Here is a 15708-nt window from a genome sequence, read left to right on the forward strand (position 1 = left end):
CCGGGGAACCGCCATGGACGGGTGCCCCGCGACGTGATCAGCGCAGCTTGACCACCTCGCGCCGAATGGTGGGCAGCACGCCGTCGCGCTCGGTCGTAGCCCGATCGTCGACGGGGTTCGGCACGGTCGGTGCGCCGTGCCAGTCCCGCGCGATCGCGCTTGCCTTCTGCGTCCGGACTGCCGCGGCGGCCGCCCGGTCGGGCTGCCACGTCGGCTGGGTCGGCGCCGGCGTTGTCGTGCCGCTGCCCGACTGACCGGTCGACGGCGTCGGCTGTGCCGTGGTGCCGGTCGGCTCGGGCGTCGTCGTGCCGCTGCCCGACTGGCCGGTCGACGGCGTCGGCTGTGCCGTGGTGCCGGTCGGCTCGGGCGTCGTCGTGCCATTGCCCGACTGGCCGGTCGACGGCGTCGGCTGTGCCGTGGTGCCGGTCGGCTCGGGCGTCGTCGTGCCATTGCCCGACTGGCCGGTCGACGGCGTCGGCTGCGCCGCGGCCGCCGTCACCATCAGATCGGCACCCGTATAGGCGATCGTGTAGTTCGTGCCCGCCGTCAGCGAACCCTGTTCGATCGGGTAGCGACCGGCCGCGGCGCTGGCGTCCGCCGACGTCGCCAGCGTGCCGGACAGCCTGTCGTCATCATACAAGCCATCGCCTGCCACGCGATAGCCGAGCACCGGATTGGCCTCGCCGAACGCCCGGCTCGCCTCGAGCGCCGCGATCGTCAGGTCACGCGGGACGATCGTCAGGTCGGCGCCGCTGAAGGTGACCTTGTAATTGCCGCCCGCGGTCAGCGAACCCTGCGTGATGCCATAGCGACCGACATCGCTGTCTTCGTCCGCCTCGGTATCCAGCGCACCGGTGAGCGCGTCGCTGCCGTACAGCCCGTCGCCGCCCGTATGATAGGTCAGCGCGGGATTGGCATAGCCGTATTTGCGGGTGATCGCGTCGGCCGCGACGGTCAGGTTGCGCGGGACGATCGTCAGGGCCTTGGCGTTCGCATCGGCCTGAACGAACACGTAATTGCCGTGGTTGGCGGTGAGCCCGCCGCCCGTGATCGCATAGCTGCCGACGTTGCTGCCCTCGGTGGCCGTGCTCGACCAGACCGGCGCGCCGCCGGTCGCACTCGCCAGCGTCTCGCCGGCGACGAAGCCCGTCACGTCGCCGCCGAGCCCGGGATTGGCGGCGCCGTAACCGCGCGACGCGGCATGCGCCGTATAGGTGAGCGTGGCGGGCGTGACCTGTCCGATCGCGCCGATCACCGTCGGCGCGGCGAAGCTATAGCCGTAAACCGGCACGCCATTCTTGGTGGTGGCGTCTCCGATTTTTAGATCGGCGACCGTCACCAGCAGATGATCCCCGACGTTGGGCGTCGCAACCGTCCCGACATGGTATTTGAAATCGATAAGGTCGCCCACCTGTCCACCGATCGCGGTGAAGTTCGCGTCCGTCAGGTTCATGATGTTCGTGCCGTCATAGGCGCGGCTGGCCGTGCCGGTCAGCTCGACCGTGATCTTCGGCGCGATCTTGTACAGGAAGCCGTTGCCGGTCGCCTGCGCCGGCGTCGTCGCGGCGGTGGCATTGTACTGCACGAAGTCGGGCGTCAGCCCGCCGTGCCGATCGTAGGAGGGGCTGCCCGAGAACACCAGCCAGCGTCCGGTCGCGGTCAGCGCCTTGGCCCCGCCATCGTTCGCGAAACCGAGTGCGCCGTCGAGGATCAGGTCGTGGCCCGACAGCGATCCGCCTTTCGCGATCGAGATCCCGCCCGGTGTCGTGATCCGCACATCGGTCCCGGGCGCCGTCAGCTCGTCGTCCAGCAGCAAGTCGCCGCGCGCGGTGACGTTCACTGCGACCCCCAGCAGATCGGCGTCGAGCGCTTTATTGAGGTTCGAGCCAAACGCGTTGGTCAACCCTTCGCTCATTACGGACCAGCGCGTCGCGTCGGTCGTGACGTCGCGACGGCCGACCGCGATGTCCGTCTTCGACAGATTGCTGTTCTCGTCCAGCGCCAGCCCGTCGGCGTAGAAGAAGCCGCCGGCCGTCTTCACCCCGCGCTGATGCACCACCCCGCCCAGCGTCACCGGGCCGGTCAGTTTGCCGGCCGCGACGGGCGCATAATAATAGCCGTTCGCGCCGACCGACGCGGTACCGAGCACCTGCCCGTCACGATACAGCGCCACGCGCCCGCCTGCGACGTTCGTGCCGCTCGCCGTGCCGCTGATCGCCTGCACGCCGTCCGGGAAGAAGCTCGCGAGATACGGGTACAGGCCCTTCGTGCCGCCGGCGAACGCATTGACGAGCCCACTATCCGCGTCCTCGCGCCAGATCGCCAAGCCGGATTGCAGCTCTGCCGTCGTCAGCCCGCTACCGAGCGCGCTATCGTTCTGGCCGGTGGTATCCTTGTCCCAATAGGATCCGGTCACCTCGCCCTTGTCGTCGAGCCCGACCAGACCGCCGACCCTGCTTTTGCTGCTGCTGCTGACTGCGCCGGTGGCATAGGTGTTGCGGATCTTGCCGGAGCTGTTCTCCCCGATCAGCCCGCCGACCGTGGAACCGCCGCTGACCGCACCGGTGGCATAGGCGTTGCTGATCGTGCCGGTGTTGCTACCGGCCAGTCCGCCGATCGAATCGCCGCGGCTGACCGTTCCGGTCGCATAGGCATTGCTGATCGTGCCGATGTTACTCGCCACCAGCCCACCGCTCGCATAGCCACCGTCGGCGGTGATGCTGACTGCACCGGTGGCATAGCTGTCGCTGACCGTGCCATAGTTAAGCGCGACCAGTCCGCCGACACTGGTCTCGCCGCTGACCGCACCGGTGGCGAAGGCGTTGCTCACCGTGCCGGAGTTGGTGGCGACCAGCCCACCGACGAAATTCCGGCCCCGGATCGCACCGCCATCCAGACCGAGCGCGGTGATCGTGCGCTCGGATGCGAGAACGCCGACGAGCGCGACATTGTCGTCCGTCGGCCGATTGATGGTCAGACCGGAGATGAGATGGCTGTTGCCATTGATGTTGCCGGCAAACGGGGTGTCGTTGGTCCCTACCGGCACGAAGCCGCCAGCGCCCCAGATGTCGCCCGCGTGGGTTCCGTTCGTGGCCGTCGCGTCCATGTTGCGGGTCAGGACATAATTGCCGGCCAGATCCGCCGCCAGCAACTGCAACTGGTGGACGTTGCCGATGTGATAGCTGCCATCTGCGTCCTTCGGCAGCTCCGAGCGCAGGATCGGGCGCAGGTCAGCCGCCTGGAACCAGGTGCTCCCGAAATCCCACTCCGTATAGTTCGTCGCGTCGTGCAACTGCGCCGTGGTCAGCCCGGCACCGATCGCGCTGGTCGCCTGCCCGCTGGTGTCCTTGTCCCAAAAGGATGCGGTCACCGTGCCGCTGTCATCCGCGCCGACGAGGCCGCCGACATGGCTGGTGCCGCTGACCGCGCCCGTCGCATAGCTGTTGAGCAGCTCGCCATGGTCGTTGTTGCCGATCAGCCCGCCGACCTGATTGCTGCCGGTGCCACCGCTGACCGCGCCGGTCGCATAGCTGTTGCCCACCGCACCATGGTCGTTGAACCCGACCAGCCCGCCGACCGCTTCCTTGCCATCGACCGCGCCGCTGGCATAGACGAGGCTCACCGTGCCGTGATTGTTGCCGACCACGCCGCCGACATTCTTGCCGCCGCTGACCGCCGTGGTGGCATAGGCGTTCGTCACCGCGCCGAGAGCGTTGTATCCGACCAGCGCGCCGGTCGCGTCCTTGCCGTAGATCGCACCGCCCTCCAGGCCGATCGCGGTGACGATCCCCTCGCCCTGCGCGCCGATCAGACCGACGTTGTCGGTGCCCGGACGATCGATCGTCAGCGCGGAGACGACATGCCCGCGACCGTTGATGCTGCCGGTGAACAGGCTCGCCGCGGTCCCCACCGGCGCGAAGCCATCGCCGTCGTTCCAGTTGCGCGTCCCGGACGCGTCGATGTCGTTGGCGAGCAGATAGTTGCGGCCGAGCAGCGTACCGATACCCTGCAGCCCGAAGACGTCGGTCAGCTGATATGCGTCGTCGGATGCCCCGGTGCCGCCCAGCGCGCGCACGAACGTCCCGCCGGTCAGGCGGAAATCGTGCGCGGCGAACGCCGGCAGCGTCGCACTGACCTGCTGCCAGTCACCATGCGCCAGCGTGAAGCGGCCGACCGACACGGCGGCGTCCGCGCTCGGGGTGATCGTCCCGCCGGCGTCGAGCGTCAGCCCGCCCGCGGCCGCGGTGATCGACTGGTTCAGCGCGATCGCGCCCGCCGCGCTCAGCGTCAGCGTCGATTTGCTGTTCCAAGCGAGCGGCGCGGCGAGCGTGATGACGCCGTCCTGCGTCCCGTCGCTGCCGGTCGAGACGGTGACGTTCGCAGTGCCCAGCGCGGTCTGGAGCTTGGCGACGTTGACGACGCTGTCGTCGGCGGTCGCGACGAAATCGTCGCCGCTGGTCTGCTCGTCGCCGGAGATGGTGACGTTGTGCGGATCGAGCAGCAGCGTGCCGAAGCCGCCCGCGCCGCGCAGATCGGCGTGGCCGGTATAGGACAGATGCGCCTTGCCCGACACCTCGGCGTCGCCGCCATGGCCGGCGCCGGTCGCGCTGATCGTGCCCGCGAAATGCGTCGCGGCGTCCGACCACAGGGTCACGCGCCCGCCGTCGCCCTGCCCGGTCGCATCGGCGCGGATCGTGGTGGCGGCGTCGACGGCGAGCGTGTTGGCGTGGGTCAGCGTGCCGCCGCCCTGCCGGTCGCCGCCGATCCGCACCTGTCCACCGCCGTGCGCGCCGGAGACGTCGATGCTCGCGCCGGCCAGCGCGATCTCGCCGCCGGTCAGCGTCACCGCGCCGTTGCGCCCGGCCAGCCCGCGTGCCGCGATGCTGCCGGTCAGGTTGACGACGCCGCGCGCGGCCTCGCGCGCCGCGCCCGCCGCCAGCACCACCGCGCCGCCGTCGGCGACGATCCGCCCGGACGCGAAGATGCCCGCATCCGCCCCGCCCGCCGGCAGCGCGACCTGGAGGAAGCCGTCGCCTTCGAGGTCGAGCGTCGCGCGCTGCGCCGAGCCGATCGCCACCTTGCCGAGCGGCGCGAGGATGCTGCCGCTATTCTCGACGCGACCGCCGATCAGCGCGGCATAGCCGCCCTTCACGATGTCGATCGTGCCGGCATTGGTCACGCGCCCGCCGCGCCCGGTGACGACGATGTCGCCGCCCATGAACGCGTCGTTCGACAGGTCGAGCGTCGAGGCGACGAAGCCCGCCGCCTTTACGCTGCCGGTCGACGTGATGAGGATGCCGTTCGGATTGACGAGGAACACCTGCCCGTTGGCGGTGATCTGCCCGGCGATCGTCGAGGTCGTGTCGCCGGTCACCCGGTTGAGCAGCGCCGAGCGCGCGTCATTCTGCTGAATGTCGACGCGGGCGCCCTGCGCGACCGAGAAATTCGACCATTCGATGACGGCGCGGTCGGTGGTCTGCCGGATGGTCATCGCATCCGGGGTGACGGTCTGGATATTGGCCGCCCCCCGGACCACGCGACCGTCGGTCGGCAGGGTCTGCGCCAGCACCGTGGCGGGCAGGAGTGTGGACGAGGCGAGCAGCGCGGCCAGCAAGGGACGGTGCAGCGGGCGGGGCAGCGGGCGGGCGGGCGTACGGATCATGCCGATGTCCTTCAGAAGCTGGTCGAAACAGAGAACAGGAAGCGGTTGGCCTCACGGCGGAGACCATCGACGCCGGCGCGGCCATATTCGACGCTGGCGGCAACCGCCGGGCTGCCGGCAACGGCGCCGGTGTTCAGCCGTGCGCCAAGGCCATAGGCATAGGCGCCAGTGCGCTGCCGCTCGACCACGGTCGGATGCACGTAATGCACCGTGCCCCACGCCCCGAAGACATAGGGTGTGATCCGGCCAAAGCTGTTCGCATCGACATAGGTGAACGGTGCCCGCAGCTCGCCGCGCATTGTCGCGCCGGAGTCACCCTGCAAGGTGCCGACCGGCAACGGCGAAAGGTCGTAGGCGGTCGCGATGCCGAATTGTTCGGCATTGGCGAGCGCATCGCCGAAGCCGGTCTGCGCGCGCGCCTGCACGCCGACCTCGGCATGGCGGCCGAGCGGTTGCTCCAGCCCGGCCGACACGTCGAGCTTGACGAACCCGGCATCCGATCCGACCCGCGACAACGGCAGCAGCCGCGAGGCATCGCGCGCCGAGCGCGCGCCCAGCCCGTCGATCCCGAACGACGCCTGCACGCTCGTCGAGACCGTCCCGCCCCACGGCAGGACGGTGACGGCGTCGACGCCGCCGCGCGCGACGCGCAGCTCGTCCAGCGACAGCGGGAAATCGACCGGTGCGATGATCGAGACGGCTTCGCGCTGCGCATCGAACGCCGCGGTCACGGCGATATTGGTGGCGCGGCTGCGCAGCAGCGGATCGCGAACGCGGACCGACAGGCGGCGGAAGCGGCTGCCGAAGCCGGGCTGGGAGCGGAGCCGCCGCGGCGCGGCGCGCGATTCTACCGCCTCGGCGGTGAGCGTCAGACCATCATTGCCCAGCGGCAGCACGACGCCCGCCGCCAGCAACCGGTTGCGCGGCGACGGATCGAGGATCGAGCGGTTCTTGGTGGTGTTGGGATAGCCGCTGGCGCGCAGATACAGCGTCTCGCCGAGCCCGAGCGCCGAGTTGAACGTATAGCCCAGCCCCGCACCGTAGCGGCCGAGGCTTTCCGACAGGCCGTTGTCGAGCGACAATTGCATCGTGACCGGACGATGCGTGCCGTCGAGCACCAGCACCGTCGCCCCGACCTGCGACCCCGGCGCGAGCGTCGAGCGCAGACGCAGCCCGGGCAGATCGCCCGCCAGCAGGAGCGCGCGCTCGATCGCCGCCAGCGTCACCGTGGAATCGCCGACCAGCTTCTGCAGCGTGGCCGCGACCCGCGACCGGACCCGCGCCGGCACCGCCGTGGCATCGATGCGCTCGATGAAGCCCGGGGTCAGGATCAGCTTGAGCGTCGTTCCGTCGTCAAGCTGCTGCGGCGGCACCGTGACGCGCACCAGCACCTGCCCGGCCTGCGCGTAATGCGCCTCCAGCGCGCGCGCCGCGGCATAGATGTCCGACACATGGATGCGCTTGCCCAGCAACGCGGTACGCAGCTCCGCCAGCGCGGTCGGATCGACCGCCGCGCCCTCGACCGTCAGGTCGCCCAGCGTGACCTCCAGCGCCTCGGCGCCCGGCGGGGTCTCGGGACCCCCGCCCTGCGGAAGCTCCACCCGGCCCTGCGCCTGCCTGACCGGCGGCGCCAGCGTCGACGGCGTGATCTGGGAGGCGGTCTGGGCGAACGCCGTTACCGGCGCTCCGGCCGAAAGGACGATCCCGGTCACAAGCAACTGCTTCATCACAATATTTCGCTGCATAATCTCGTATCTTCCTGTATGCGCAAATTACATCGCGCCCTTTCGATGGGGCACGTCTTTCCGGCATATACGGCTAGACCCAATTGCGCGGTTACGGCATTGTCTATCCTGAGCGATGTCGTCCCGTTTGACTGACGTTCATGGCCGGCAATGCCGATGTGAATCATTCCAGTCTGCTGATGAGTGCTGTCGCGCTCGTTTCATTCATAGACGATTGTGCGCACATCGGTTCGACGCCGCCGACATTTTGTAAGGAATACGGTGGATAGCGTGCGCTGACCGCAGCCGGTGAGGCGATCCGTTGCCCCTGTCGTCAGTCATGCGGCCGTTTTACTTGGGCTTCCTGCTTGCAACTGTATGAAACCAAGTACTTGTAGCGGCGCCATTGCTGCCCGTGTGACGCCTGGGTCTGGTCTGGCCTGCGGCGACATCCACGCGTCATCCCCGCTTGACGAGCGGTGCGGCACGGCGCAGCCTCTACCGGGATACGAGCAATGCGCTCGCAGGTTATCGCGCCCGGATAGCGGGAGTTTGTCGATGAACGTCAGGTCCTTCGCACGGATCGCCATCGCTGCCGGCACGGCGGCGCTGCTCCCGGGGGCCACGCAGGCGGGGCCGGTCTTCTCGGGCAGCGGCGCGGTCGTTCGCGTGCTTCCCGACCAGATCGCCTTCACGCATCGGCAGGCATTGCTGGCGCTGCGCAAGGTGGCGCTGCTCCGGCAGCAGCGCGACGGCGGGACGCTCTCGGCGCACAGCCGCGCGTCGATCCAGACGCGGCTCGACGCGATCAACGCGCGCTATGCCCGCACGCTACGCAACAACAACCCGCTGAGCCTCGACAGCACCGGACATGCAAGCAAGGTGCGCCCGCAGACGGACTGGACGCACGCCGGCCTGTTCACGACCGGATGGCAGTAAAACCGCTTGATCTCTGCTGTTTGCGACACCCCGCAAACGGGATTGACGCACCAGCCGAACCGCACGACAGTCGCGGCTCGGTCGCAGGGGCGAGCCGGGGGAGATAGTCCGATGCGTTATGTGGGTCTGGGGTTGGCAGCCGTCGCGATGCTGCTGGCGAGCGGCGCGGTGGCGCGCGAGCGCAAGTCCGCTGCCGTGACCGATCCCGACAAGATAATCTGCCGCTCCGAAGAGAACACCGGCAGCCGCCTCTCCAAGACCAAGCGCTGCATGTCGGCACGCGACTGGGCGGCCGAAAAGGCCGCGAACCAGCAGGATATCGAGCGCGTGCAGGCCAATCGCTACAAGAACAACTGACACCGGTCACGGCGCGGATCGTCGGCGTCTTCGATCCGGGCGTTTTCCTCCTTCGTCGCCCCGGACCTGATCCGGGGCCCCGCTTCTTCTTTGTACCCGAAGACAAAAGCGGGATCCCGGATCACGTCCGGGATGACGGGAAAGCGGGCTGGACCTAAGTCCGTCCCGCCGCTCAGTCCTTATAGCCGAGCGCGTCGATCCATGGCTGGAGGATCGGCATGACCGGCGCCAGCGGCTGGCGATACCGTTCCCAGCGCGCCAGCGCGCGGGTGTAGAGCGGCTCGGTGATTTGCGCGTAACTGGCGGTTTTTACAGGGCCGCGCGCCAGTGCGCTGGCGCGGTGATCGGCATAATGCGGCTGCCAGGCGAGCCCGAGGAAATCGAGCAGGCCGCGCAGTTCCTGTTCGAGGTCGGCGATCATCCGTTCGTAGCGGACGCGGTGGACCTTTAGCTCCGGGAAGAGACTGGTTCCGCGCTCAAAAATCGTGAAGGCGGCGTCGTAGACGCGGGCGGTCTCGTCGAGCGTGGTGAAGCTGCGCATCGCGGTGTTGAGCCGGAAATTCGCCATAAAACAACTGAGTACCGTGTCGCATGGATGCCGTTCGACCAGCACGATCTTCGCATCCGGGAACAGCCGGCGGATCGTCGCGACGCGCACCATGTGCAGCGGGTGCTTGTCGACCAGCAATTGCGTGCCCGGCGGTGTAACCGCATCGGCTTGCCGGAAATATTCGGCGCGCAACGCGGCGGCGCCGGCATCGTCGAGCGTCGCCAGCCCCTCCTCGGTCAGCCCCGTCGACTGGGTGGCGAGCGCGAGGAACGGTTGCTCTTCAAGGACATGCACGCCGTCGACGTTCAACAGCAGCGTATCGAGCAAGGTGGTGCCCGAGCGCGGGAAGCCGACCACGAACACCGGCGCGGCGCGGTGCGGATCGGGCGCGACCGGGTGCCACGACGCGACCCGTTCGGACGTCAATCGCGCCGAAATTACCCCCAGCCGATCGCGATAGGTGTCACCCGGTGCGGCCGGATAGAGCGATTGCGCCGCCGCGTTCATCGCGGTGAAGGCCGCGAAGGCTTTTTCGGGTTGACCCTGCCGATCATAGAGATCGCCGAGCAACTGATGGCGGCGCAGTGGGTGGATTTCATCCGGGACGCGCTCGGCCAGCGCCAGCGCTTCGGCGACGTTGCCGCGGCGGCGCGCGACCCACGCGCGCAGGAAGTCGAGCTCGATCGCGTCGGGCGCGCGCGCCGCCAGCGCGTCGACCACCTGCTCCAGCTCGTCGATGCGGTTGACGCTTTCGAGCAGCAGCCCGAGCTCGACGAACGCGCCGGTATAGCCATCGGTCAGCGCGATCGCGCGGCGGAACGCCTGTTCGGCGGCGCGCGGGTTCTCGCACGCCGCCTCGGCGGTGCCGAGTTCGAGCTGCACCTCGGGGTCGTTCGGGGCGAGGGCGGCGGCGTCGCGCATCACGCGCTGGCGGACGTCGAAGCGCCCGGCGTCGCGCAACGCCTGCGCGAGGTTGATGTAGAGGCGGACGTCGTTCGGAGCGTAGCGCACCGCCTCGTCGAACGCCGCGACTGCCTCGTCCACCCGGCCGGCGGCAAGTCGCGCGCTGCCGAGGTTGTTCCACGCGCGATAGTCGCGCGGATCGGCGGCGACGATCGCCTCGTAGTCCGCCGCCTCCCCCGCCCCGGTCGCGACACGGGCGTGCGCGGCGAGCAGGCGGAGCTTGGGATGCGCATGGCCGTTGCCGACCGCCAGCGCTTCCTCGGCACGCCCGGCGCTCATCAAGGCGGTGGCGAGATTGATGCGCGCCGGGTCGTTACCGGGGTCGAGCGCGAGCAGTTGCGCGAACAGCGTGGCCGCACGGTCAGCCTTTCCTGAATGCGCGGCGAGCAAGCCGCCGAACTCGATCAACGCAGGCTCGTTCGGGCTGTGCTGCAACGCGGTCTCGATCAGCGCGAGACCACCGGCGGCGTCATGGGCGCGGGCGCGGGCGGTCGCCGCGGCAATCAGCTCGGAAACGTCTGTCATATCAGAGACCCTAGAGCGTGATCCGTCGTAGCTGAAGCGTCACCTTGCCCCCAGCTCGTCATTGCGAGCGCAGCGAAGCAATCCAGGGCGTCCTGGTCCGGCCCTGGATTGCTTCGCTGCGCTCGCAATGACGGATGATGAATTCGGCCGCATGCCATCACACCTCAGAATGGTGGCCGCGCGATGTCGAAGGCGACGGTCAGCCGCTCGCCGGCCGCGAACGGCTGCGTGCGGTGCCACATATACGAGGGGAACAGCACCAGCCGCCCCGGCTGCGGCGCGATCGTCTGCCACGGCGCGAGCGTGTCGCCGACGAGCGTCGGCGCGTCACCGAGGCTGAGCCAGCCCGCCTGCGCCGCATCGCCCGGCTGCGCGTCGGGCAGCGCGACATAACAGGCCGAGCTGATCCACCCCGCCGGATGGACGTGATCGACGTGATGCCCGCGATCGGTGAGCCGCACCGACCACGATCCGGCGAAGCGCAGCGCGTCGCGGCGCGGCGCGAGCAACGGGTGCGCGGGGTCGAGGGGCGGCAGCGCGGCGACATACCCGGCGACTGCCGCGCGTACGGCATCGCGCAGCCGAACGATCGTCGCATCCTGCCGCGCGAACAACGGGCCGTCGGTCTGCGTGCCGCCGCGCAGCGACTGGTCGAGCGGCGCGGCGATCGTGCGGTGGAGCGTGCGCAGCGTCGCGGCGAGATCGTCGACCGGACCGATGGCGTCGCCGAGATCGAAGACGCGGATCAATCCCCCGCCCCGCTCCAGCCAGTCGCTGCGCGCGTCGCCGGTCAGCCGCCACGCCAGCGCAGCGAGCGGCCACAGATCGTGTGTGTCGTGCGTCAGCCGTCCTTCGAGCGCGGCGCGCGCGGCATCGGCGCGCCGCGCGCGCAGCAGGTGGCGGACATAGCCGGCGAGCGCCTCGACATCAGCGATCGGCAGCTGCGCGCGGTACAGGCGATCGGCCGCGGCGAGGTCGCCGTCCTTGGACCACGTGCCCGCCTCGAGCAGGTCGAGCGTGCGGCTCGCGCCGACCGCGGCGCGCGCCTGCGCGACGATCCGGCGCGCGGCCGCGGGCTGCCCGGCGCGCGCGACGGTCGCGGCATGGTCGCGCCACAGCAATCCGTCACGCGGGCGGGTCGCGAGCGCGGTCACATAAGCCGCGGCGTAATCCTGACGGTCGCCGGCCTGCCAGCGCAGCCGCGCGAGCGTCGCATGGCCGTCATACCAGCCGGGGTGCTGGCGCAGCACGTCGGCGAGAAACGTGGTGGCGATATCCACCTGCCCTGCGGCGACCAGCGCGGCGGCGCGGCCGAGCATCACGCCGGCGTCGAGCGGCGCGAGCGCAAGCGCGCGGTCGAACAGCGCGACCGCGGGCTCGCCGATCTCGAGCGTGACGCGCGCCAGCGTGTGCGCGATCAGCGCGTCGTCGGGGGCGAGCGCCGCGGCCCGGCGCGCGGCGGCCCGCGCGGCGGCGTGGTCCTGCGCCGCACGCTGCGCGGCGGCCAGCAATTGCCACAGCGCCGCGTCGTCGGGAGTATGGGCGAGCGCGGCGGTCAGCGCGGCGATCACGTCCGCCTCGCGCCATGCCGCGACGGCGCGCGCGACCTGCGGGGCGAGTGCTGCGGCGGTGGTCGGGGTGGACATGGTTTCGATCCGGCTTGGACAACAGGTTGATTCGTTCCGTCGCCCCGGCCTTGAGCCGGGGCCCTGCTTCTTCGTGGTGACCGGGAGAAGAAGCGGGATCCCGGATCACGTCCGGGATGACAGGGTGGAAAGTGTGCACGCTCGAAGCTGGCACGTCACGCCGGCGACGGCCGGCGTCCAGTCGGGGGGCGCTGGTGATGCGTGTTGCGCTTCGTTCCCGTGGGCCTTCCCAACCGGGCCCCGGCCTTCGCCGGGGTGACGGGAGGAGTGGGTTTGGAGCGGGTGGATCGGACTGATCCGTCATTGCGAGCGGAGCGAAGCAATGACGAACATGAAGGCCCCTCCAACCAAAAAAGGGCGGGTCCGCAGACCCGCCCCTCTCTGTTTCGGCGCTGCCGGACCCTTACAGGTTCAGCGTCACGCCCGCGTAGATGTAACGGCCGAGCGCGTCGTAGACGCCCGGGAAGGTGTTGCCGTTACAGACCACGCCCGGGCACGCCTGCGAACCGGTCAGCGGCGGCTCGCGGTCGAGCAGGTTGTTCGCGCCGAGACGGAACGTGTACGCGTCATTGACACGGAACGTCATCGCCAGATCGAAGTAGCTCTGCACGCCCAGTTCGGCGAGACCCGGACGGGGCACGCCACCCGGCGCCGGGCCGCTGGCGCCCGGGTTGTTGAGGTTCGAGTTCGGATCGGTCGCGTCGATCTTCACGTTGCCGAAGTAGCGCCACCGCACCGACAACCCGACGCCCGACGGCGAACTGAAGCTGATGCGCGCGTTGTGGCGCCATTCCGGGGTCGGCTGGAGACAGGTGGTGCCGAACAGGCCGACGCAGTCGTACGACCCGCTGACGCCCGTATCAGTGACCAGACGGTCGAGCCACGTCCCGTTGAAGTTGAAGCCCAGCGAACCGAGGCCACCCAGCGGGTAGGAATAGCTGGCGCCGACGTCGATGCCGCGCGTCGCCAGACCACCGATATTCTTGGTGGTGTTGGTGACATAGCCCTGCGGCGTCAGCCACAGCGAACCCGCCGCGTCACGATTGACCAGCCCGCAGAACTCGGTGTTGAGCGTCGTGTTGCAGGCGTTGAGGATCGTGTCGGTGCCGATCGTGGTGACCGCACCCTTCACCTTGATGTCGAAGTAATCGACGGTCAGCGCGAAGCGCGGCAGGAACGACGGCTGGATCACGACACCCGCGGTGTAGGTGTCGGCGACTTCCGGCACGAGGTTCGGGCTGCCGCCGATCAGGCCGTTATACTGGCTCGACGGGTTCTCGGCGACGGTCTGCCCGATGCGCAGACCCTGCAACAGACAGCCCTGATCGGCCGCGGTCAGCACGCGACCCGCGCACGGATCGCTGTTGCCGACGAGCGCGACACGCTGCGGCGCGAACAGATCCTGGACGGTCGGCGCGCGGACGGCGCGGTTGTATCCGCCGCGGAAGCGGATGTCGCGGATCGGCGCGAACTCGCCCTCGATCTTGTAGGTGTCGGTCGAGAAGCCGCGGCCCGCCGAAGTCTTGTACGACGAGTAGCGATAGCCGCCGGTGAACGACAGGTTGTAGATGAAGCTGTCGAACACGACCGGCACGCGAAGCTCGCCGAACACTTCCTTGACGTTGAACGAGCCCGAGACCGGGAGCGTCGCCGCGCCCTGACCCGACAGGTCGCCGGTCTGGAAGGCCTGGTCGGTCTTCAGGTCGAGCGCTTCCTTACGATATTCGGCGCCGATCGCGAGACCGAGACCCTCGCTCGCCCACGGGCTCTTGATCCCGTATTCGCCGAGCTGGCCCGAGAAGCTGGCCGAGGCCACCTGCTCGCTGACGACGCCGCGCTGGAAGCCCGGGGTCGACAGATAGGCGACCGACTCCGGCGTCACGCTGTTGAGCGAGAAGACGTTGTAGGGAACGCAGTTCGGATCCTCACCGGTCAGCACCGAGCGGCAGACGGGCGCGCCGCCGTTCGGGTTCGACACGACGTCGAGCGCACGGCCGAGGCGCGTGATCGAGAAGTCGTTGAGGTAGGTTTCCGCGAAATTGGTGCGGCCGTACTGGTAGTAGGCGTCATACGACCAGGCACTGCCCAGATCGCCGCGCGAACCGATCACGCCGCGGAAGCTGGTGTGCTGGAGATCGTCCTGACGCGCACCGCCCTCGACGTTGCGGCGGAAGGTCTGCAGATAGCCGCGGTTGTAGGCGGCACCCGTCGTGGGATCGAAGAACTGCGCGGCCGTGGTGTCGCCGAAGACGCTCGGGTTGTAGATCGCCTGCCCGACGACGCGCTGGCCGGTCAGCTGGTTGGCGGGGCTGTTCGCGACGAGCAGATTGTCACGACGGCAGACGAACGCCTGCTGCGCGGCGCCCAGCAGCGGGTTGTCGCAGTTGATCGACGTGGTGTTGCCGAAGTTGCCCGACGGCGCGATCTGCGCGACGGTGCGGTCGTCCATGAACATGAACTCGGCGTAGGGCTTGATCGCGTTCGACACTTCGTAGTTCGCGAAGAAGCCGGCGGTGTAGCGCTCGTCGGGGCGCTGGTAATAGTTCAGCGGGTTGAAGTTGAACGGCGTGCGGCCGGCCGCGAACGTCCCGCCCTGACCGGGCTGGAAGAAGGTCGAGGTGAAATCCGCCCCGGTGCCGTCGAACGCAACGAACGAGCCCTGCGGCGAGGTCGCCGAACCGGCGCAGGCGAACGGATTGGCCGCGCCGGCAGCGTTCGCGCTCAGCGAGCACGACGAATAGTCGCGGTTCGCCTGGAGCACGGGGTTGATCTTGCGGTAGCCGCCATAGGCGGTGATGTGGCCGCGACCGTCGTCGAAGCTGGTACCGAACGCCGCGGTGACGTCGATGGTGCCGCCGTCGGTCGCCATCCCGGTCGGATAGCCGGCCGGCGCGCCGTACGGCGAGCTGCTGTTCAGCGCCGGCAGGATGCCGCTGCCACCACGGTTGTTGTGGTTGAACATCGAATACTGGCCGTCGAGGCGGAAGCCCTCGAAGTCGGTGTCCATGACGAAGTTGACGACGCCGGTGACCGGGCTGGTCGCCTCGAGGTTCGGCGAGCGGATGCGCGACCCGGTGACGACGATGTCGCCGCCCTGTGCCGCCTTGTTGTCACCATCGGCGTTCGCGACCGGTGCCTGGCCTTCGAGCGGACCGGCGCTGGCACCGGTCGGATCGTTCGCGACCTGCGCCGCGGCGGGCAGGCTGCCCAGCATCGCGCCGGCAACGATCGTGCTGGCGAGCAGTCGACGCCTCATCGAAATCGTCTTCATAAGACCCCCATTTTGAAATAGCCGTGTTCTATCGCGCCCTAAGCTGGCAGCGCTTGTGTCGACGCTACGAA

Annotated in this window: 7 protein-coding genes; 2 read left to right on the forward strand and 5 right to left on the reverse strand. The window is 69.0% G+C overall.

The window, feature by feature from the left end; translation table 11 throughout:
• Positions 1-37: 37 nt before the first annotated feature.
• Both BACI71_RS07175 and BACI71_RS07180 read right to left on the reverse strand, forming a co-directional pair.
• Positions 38-5662: an MBG domain-containing protein gene (locus BACI71_RS07175; protein WP_159756901.1), complete on the reverse strand. Its 5625-nt coding sequence runs from the start codon at positions 5660-5662 to the stop codon at positions 38-40.
• Between the two features lie 11 nt (positions 5663-5673).
• Positions 5674-7389, reverse strand: coding sequence for a ShlB/FhaC/HecB family hemolysin secretion/activation protein (locus BACI71_RS07180; protein WP_159756904.1), 1716 nt, complete (start codon positions 7387-7389; stop codon positions 5674-5676).
• 555 nt (positions 7390-7944) lie between these two features.
• Here BACI71_RS07180 and BACI71_RS07185 point away from each other — a divergent pair.
• On the forward strand, positions 7945-8325 hold the full coding sequence (locus tag BACI71_RS07185; protein ID WP_159756907.1) for a hypothetical protein: 381 nt from the start codon (positions 7945-7947) through the stop codon (positions 8323-8325).
• A gap of 111 nt (positions 8326-8436) precedes the next feature.
• Positions 8437-8682, forward strand: coding sequence for a hypothetical protein (locus BACI71_RS07190; RefSeq protein ID WP_159756910.1), 246 nt, complete (start codon positions 8437-8439; stop codon positions 8680-8682).
• Positions 8683-8854: 172 nt separating this feature from the next.
• Here BACI71_RS07190 and BACI71_RS07195 read toward each other — a convergent pair whose 3' ends face one another.
• The 3 genes from BACI71_RS07195 to BACI71_RS07205 form a co-directional block, all read right to left on the reverse strand.
• Complete coding sequence (locus BACI71_RS07195) at positions 8855-10720, reverse strand: tetratricopeptide repeat-containing sulfotransferase family protein (protein ID WP_159756913.1); 1866 nt, start codon at positions 10718-10720, stop codon at positions 8855-8857.
• Positions 10721-10884: 164 nt separating this feature from the next.
• Entirely contained in the window at positions 10885-12366 is a 1482-nt protein-coding gene (locus tag BACI71_RS07200; protein WP_159756916.1) for a putative 2OG-Fe(II) oxygenase, read from the reverse strand.
• 403 nt (positions 12367-12769) lie between these two features.
• Positions 12770-15622, reverse strand: coding sequence for a TonB-dependent receptor domain-containing protein (locus BACI71_RS07205; protein ID WP_236552877.1), 2853 nt, complete (start codon positions 15620-15622; stop codon positions 12770-12772).
• Positions 15623-15708: the final 86 nt, after the last annotated feature.

The sequence above is a fragment of the Sphingomonas sp. 8AM genome (genome assembly GCF_902506455.1).
GTDB lineage: Bacteria > Pseudomonadota > Alphaproteobacteria > Sphingomonadales > Sphingomonadaceae > Sphingomonas.

Bases quoted from the DNA above. Each gene is read 5' to 3' on its own strand.
- BACI71_RS07175 (WP_159756901.1), bottom strand. From the start codon at position 5,662: ATGATCCGTACGCCCGCCCGCCCGCTGCCCCGCCCGCTGCACCGTCCC.
- BACI71_RS07180 (WP_159756904.1), bottom strand. From the start codon at position 7,389: ATGAAGCAGTTGCTTGTGACCGGGATCGTCCTTTCGGCCGGAGCGCCG.
- BACI71_RS07185 (WP_159756907.1), top strand. From the start codon at position 7,945: ATGAACGTCAGGTCCTTCGCACGGATCGCCATCGCTGCCGGCACGGCG.
- BACI71_RS07190 (WP_159756910.1), top strand. From the start codon at position 8,437: ATGCGTTATGTGGGTCTGGGGTTGGCAGCCGTCGCGATGCTGCTGGCG.
- BACI71_RS07195 (WP_159756913.1), bottom strand. From the start codon at position 10,720: ATGACAGACGTTTCCGAGCTGATTGCCGCGGCGACCGCCCGCGCCCGC.
- BACI71_RS07200 (WP_159756916.1), bottom strand. From the start codon at position 12,366: ATGTCCACCCCGACCACCGCCGCAGCACTCGCCCCGCAGGTCGCGCGC.
- BACI71_RS07205 (WP_236552877.1), bottom strand. From the start codon at position 15,622: ATGAGGCGTCGACTGCTCGCCAGCACGATCGTTGCCGGCGCGATGCTG.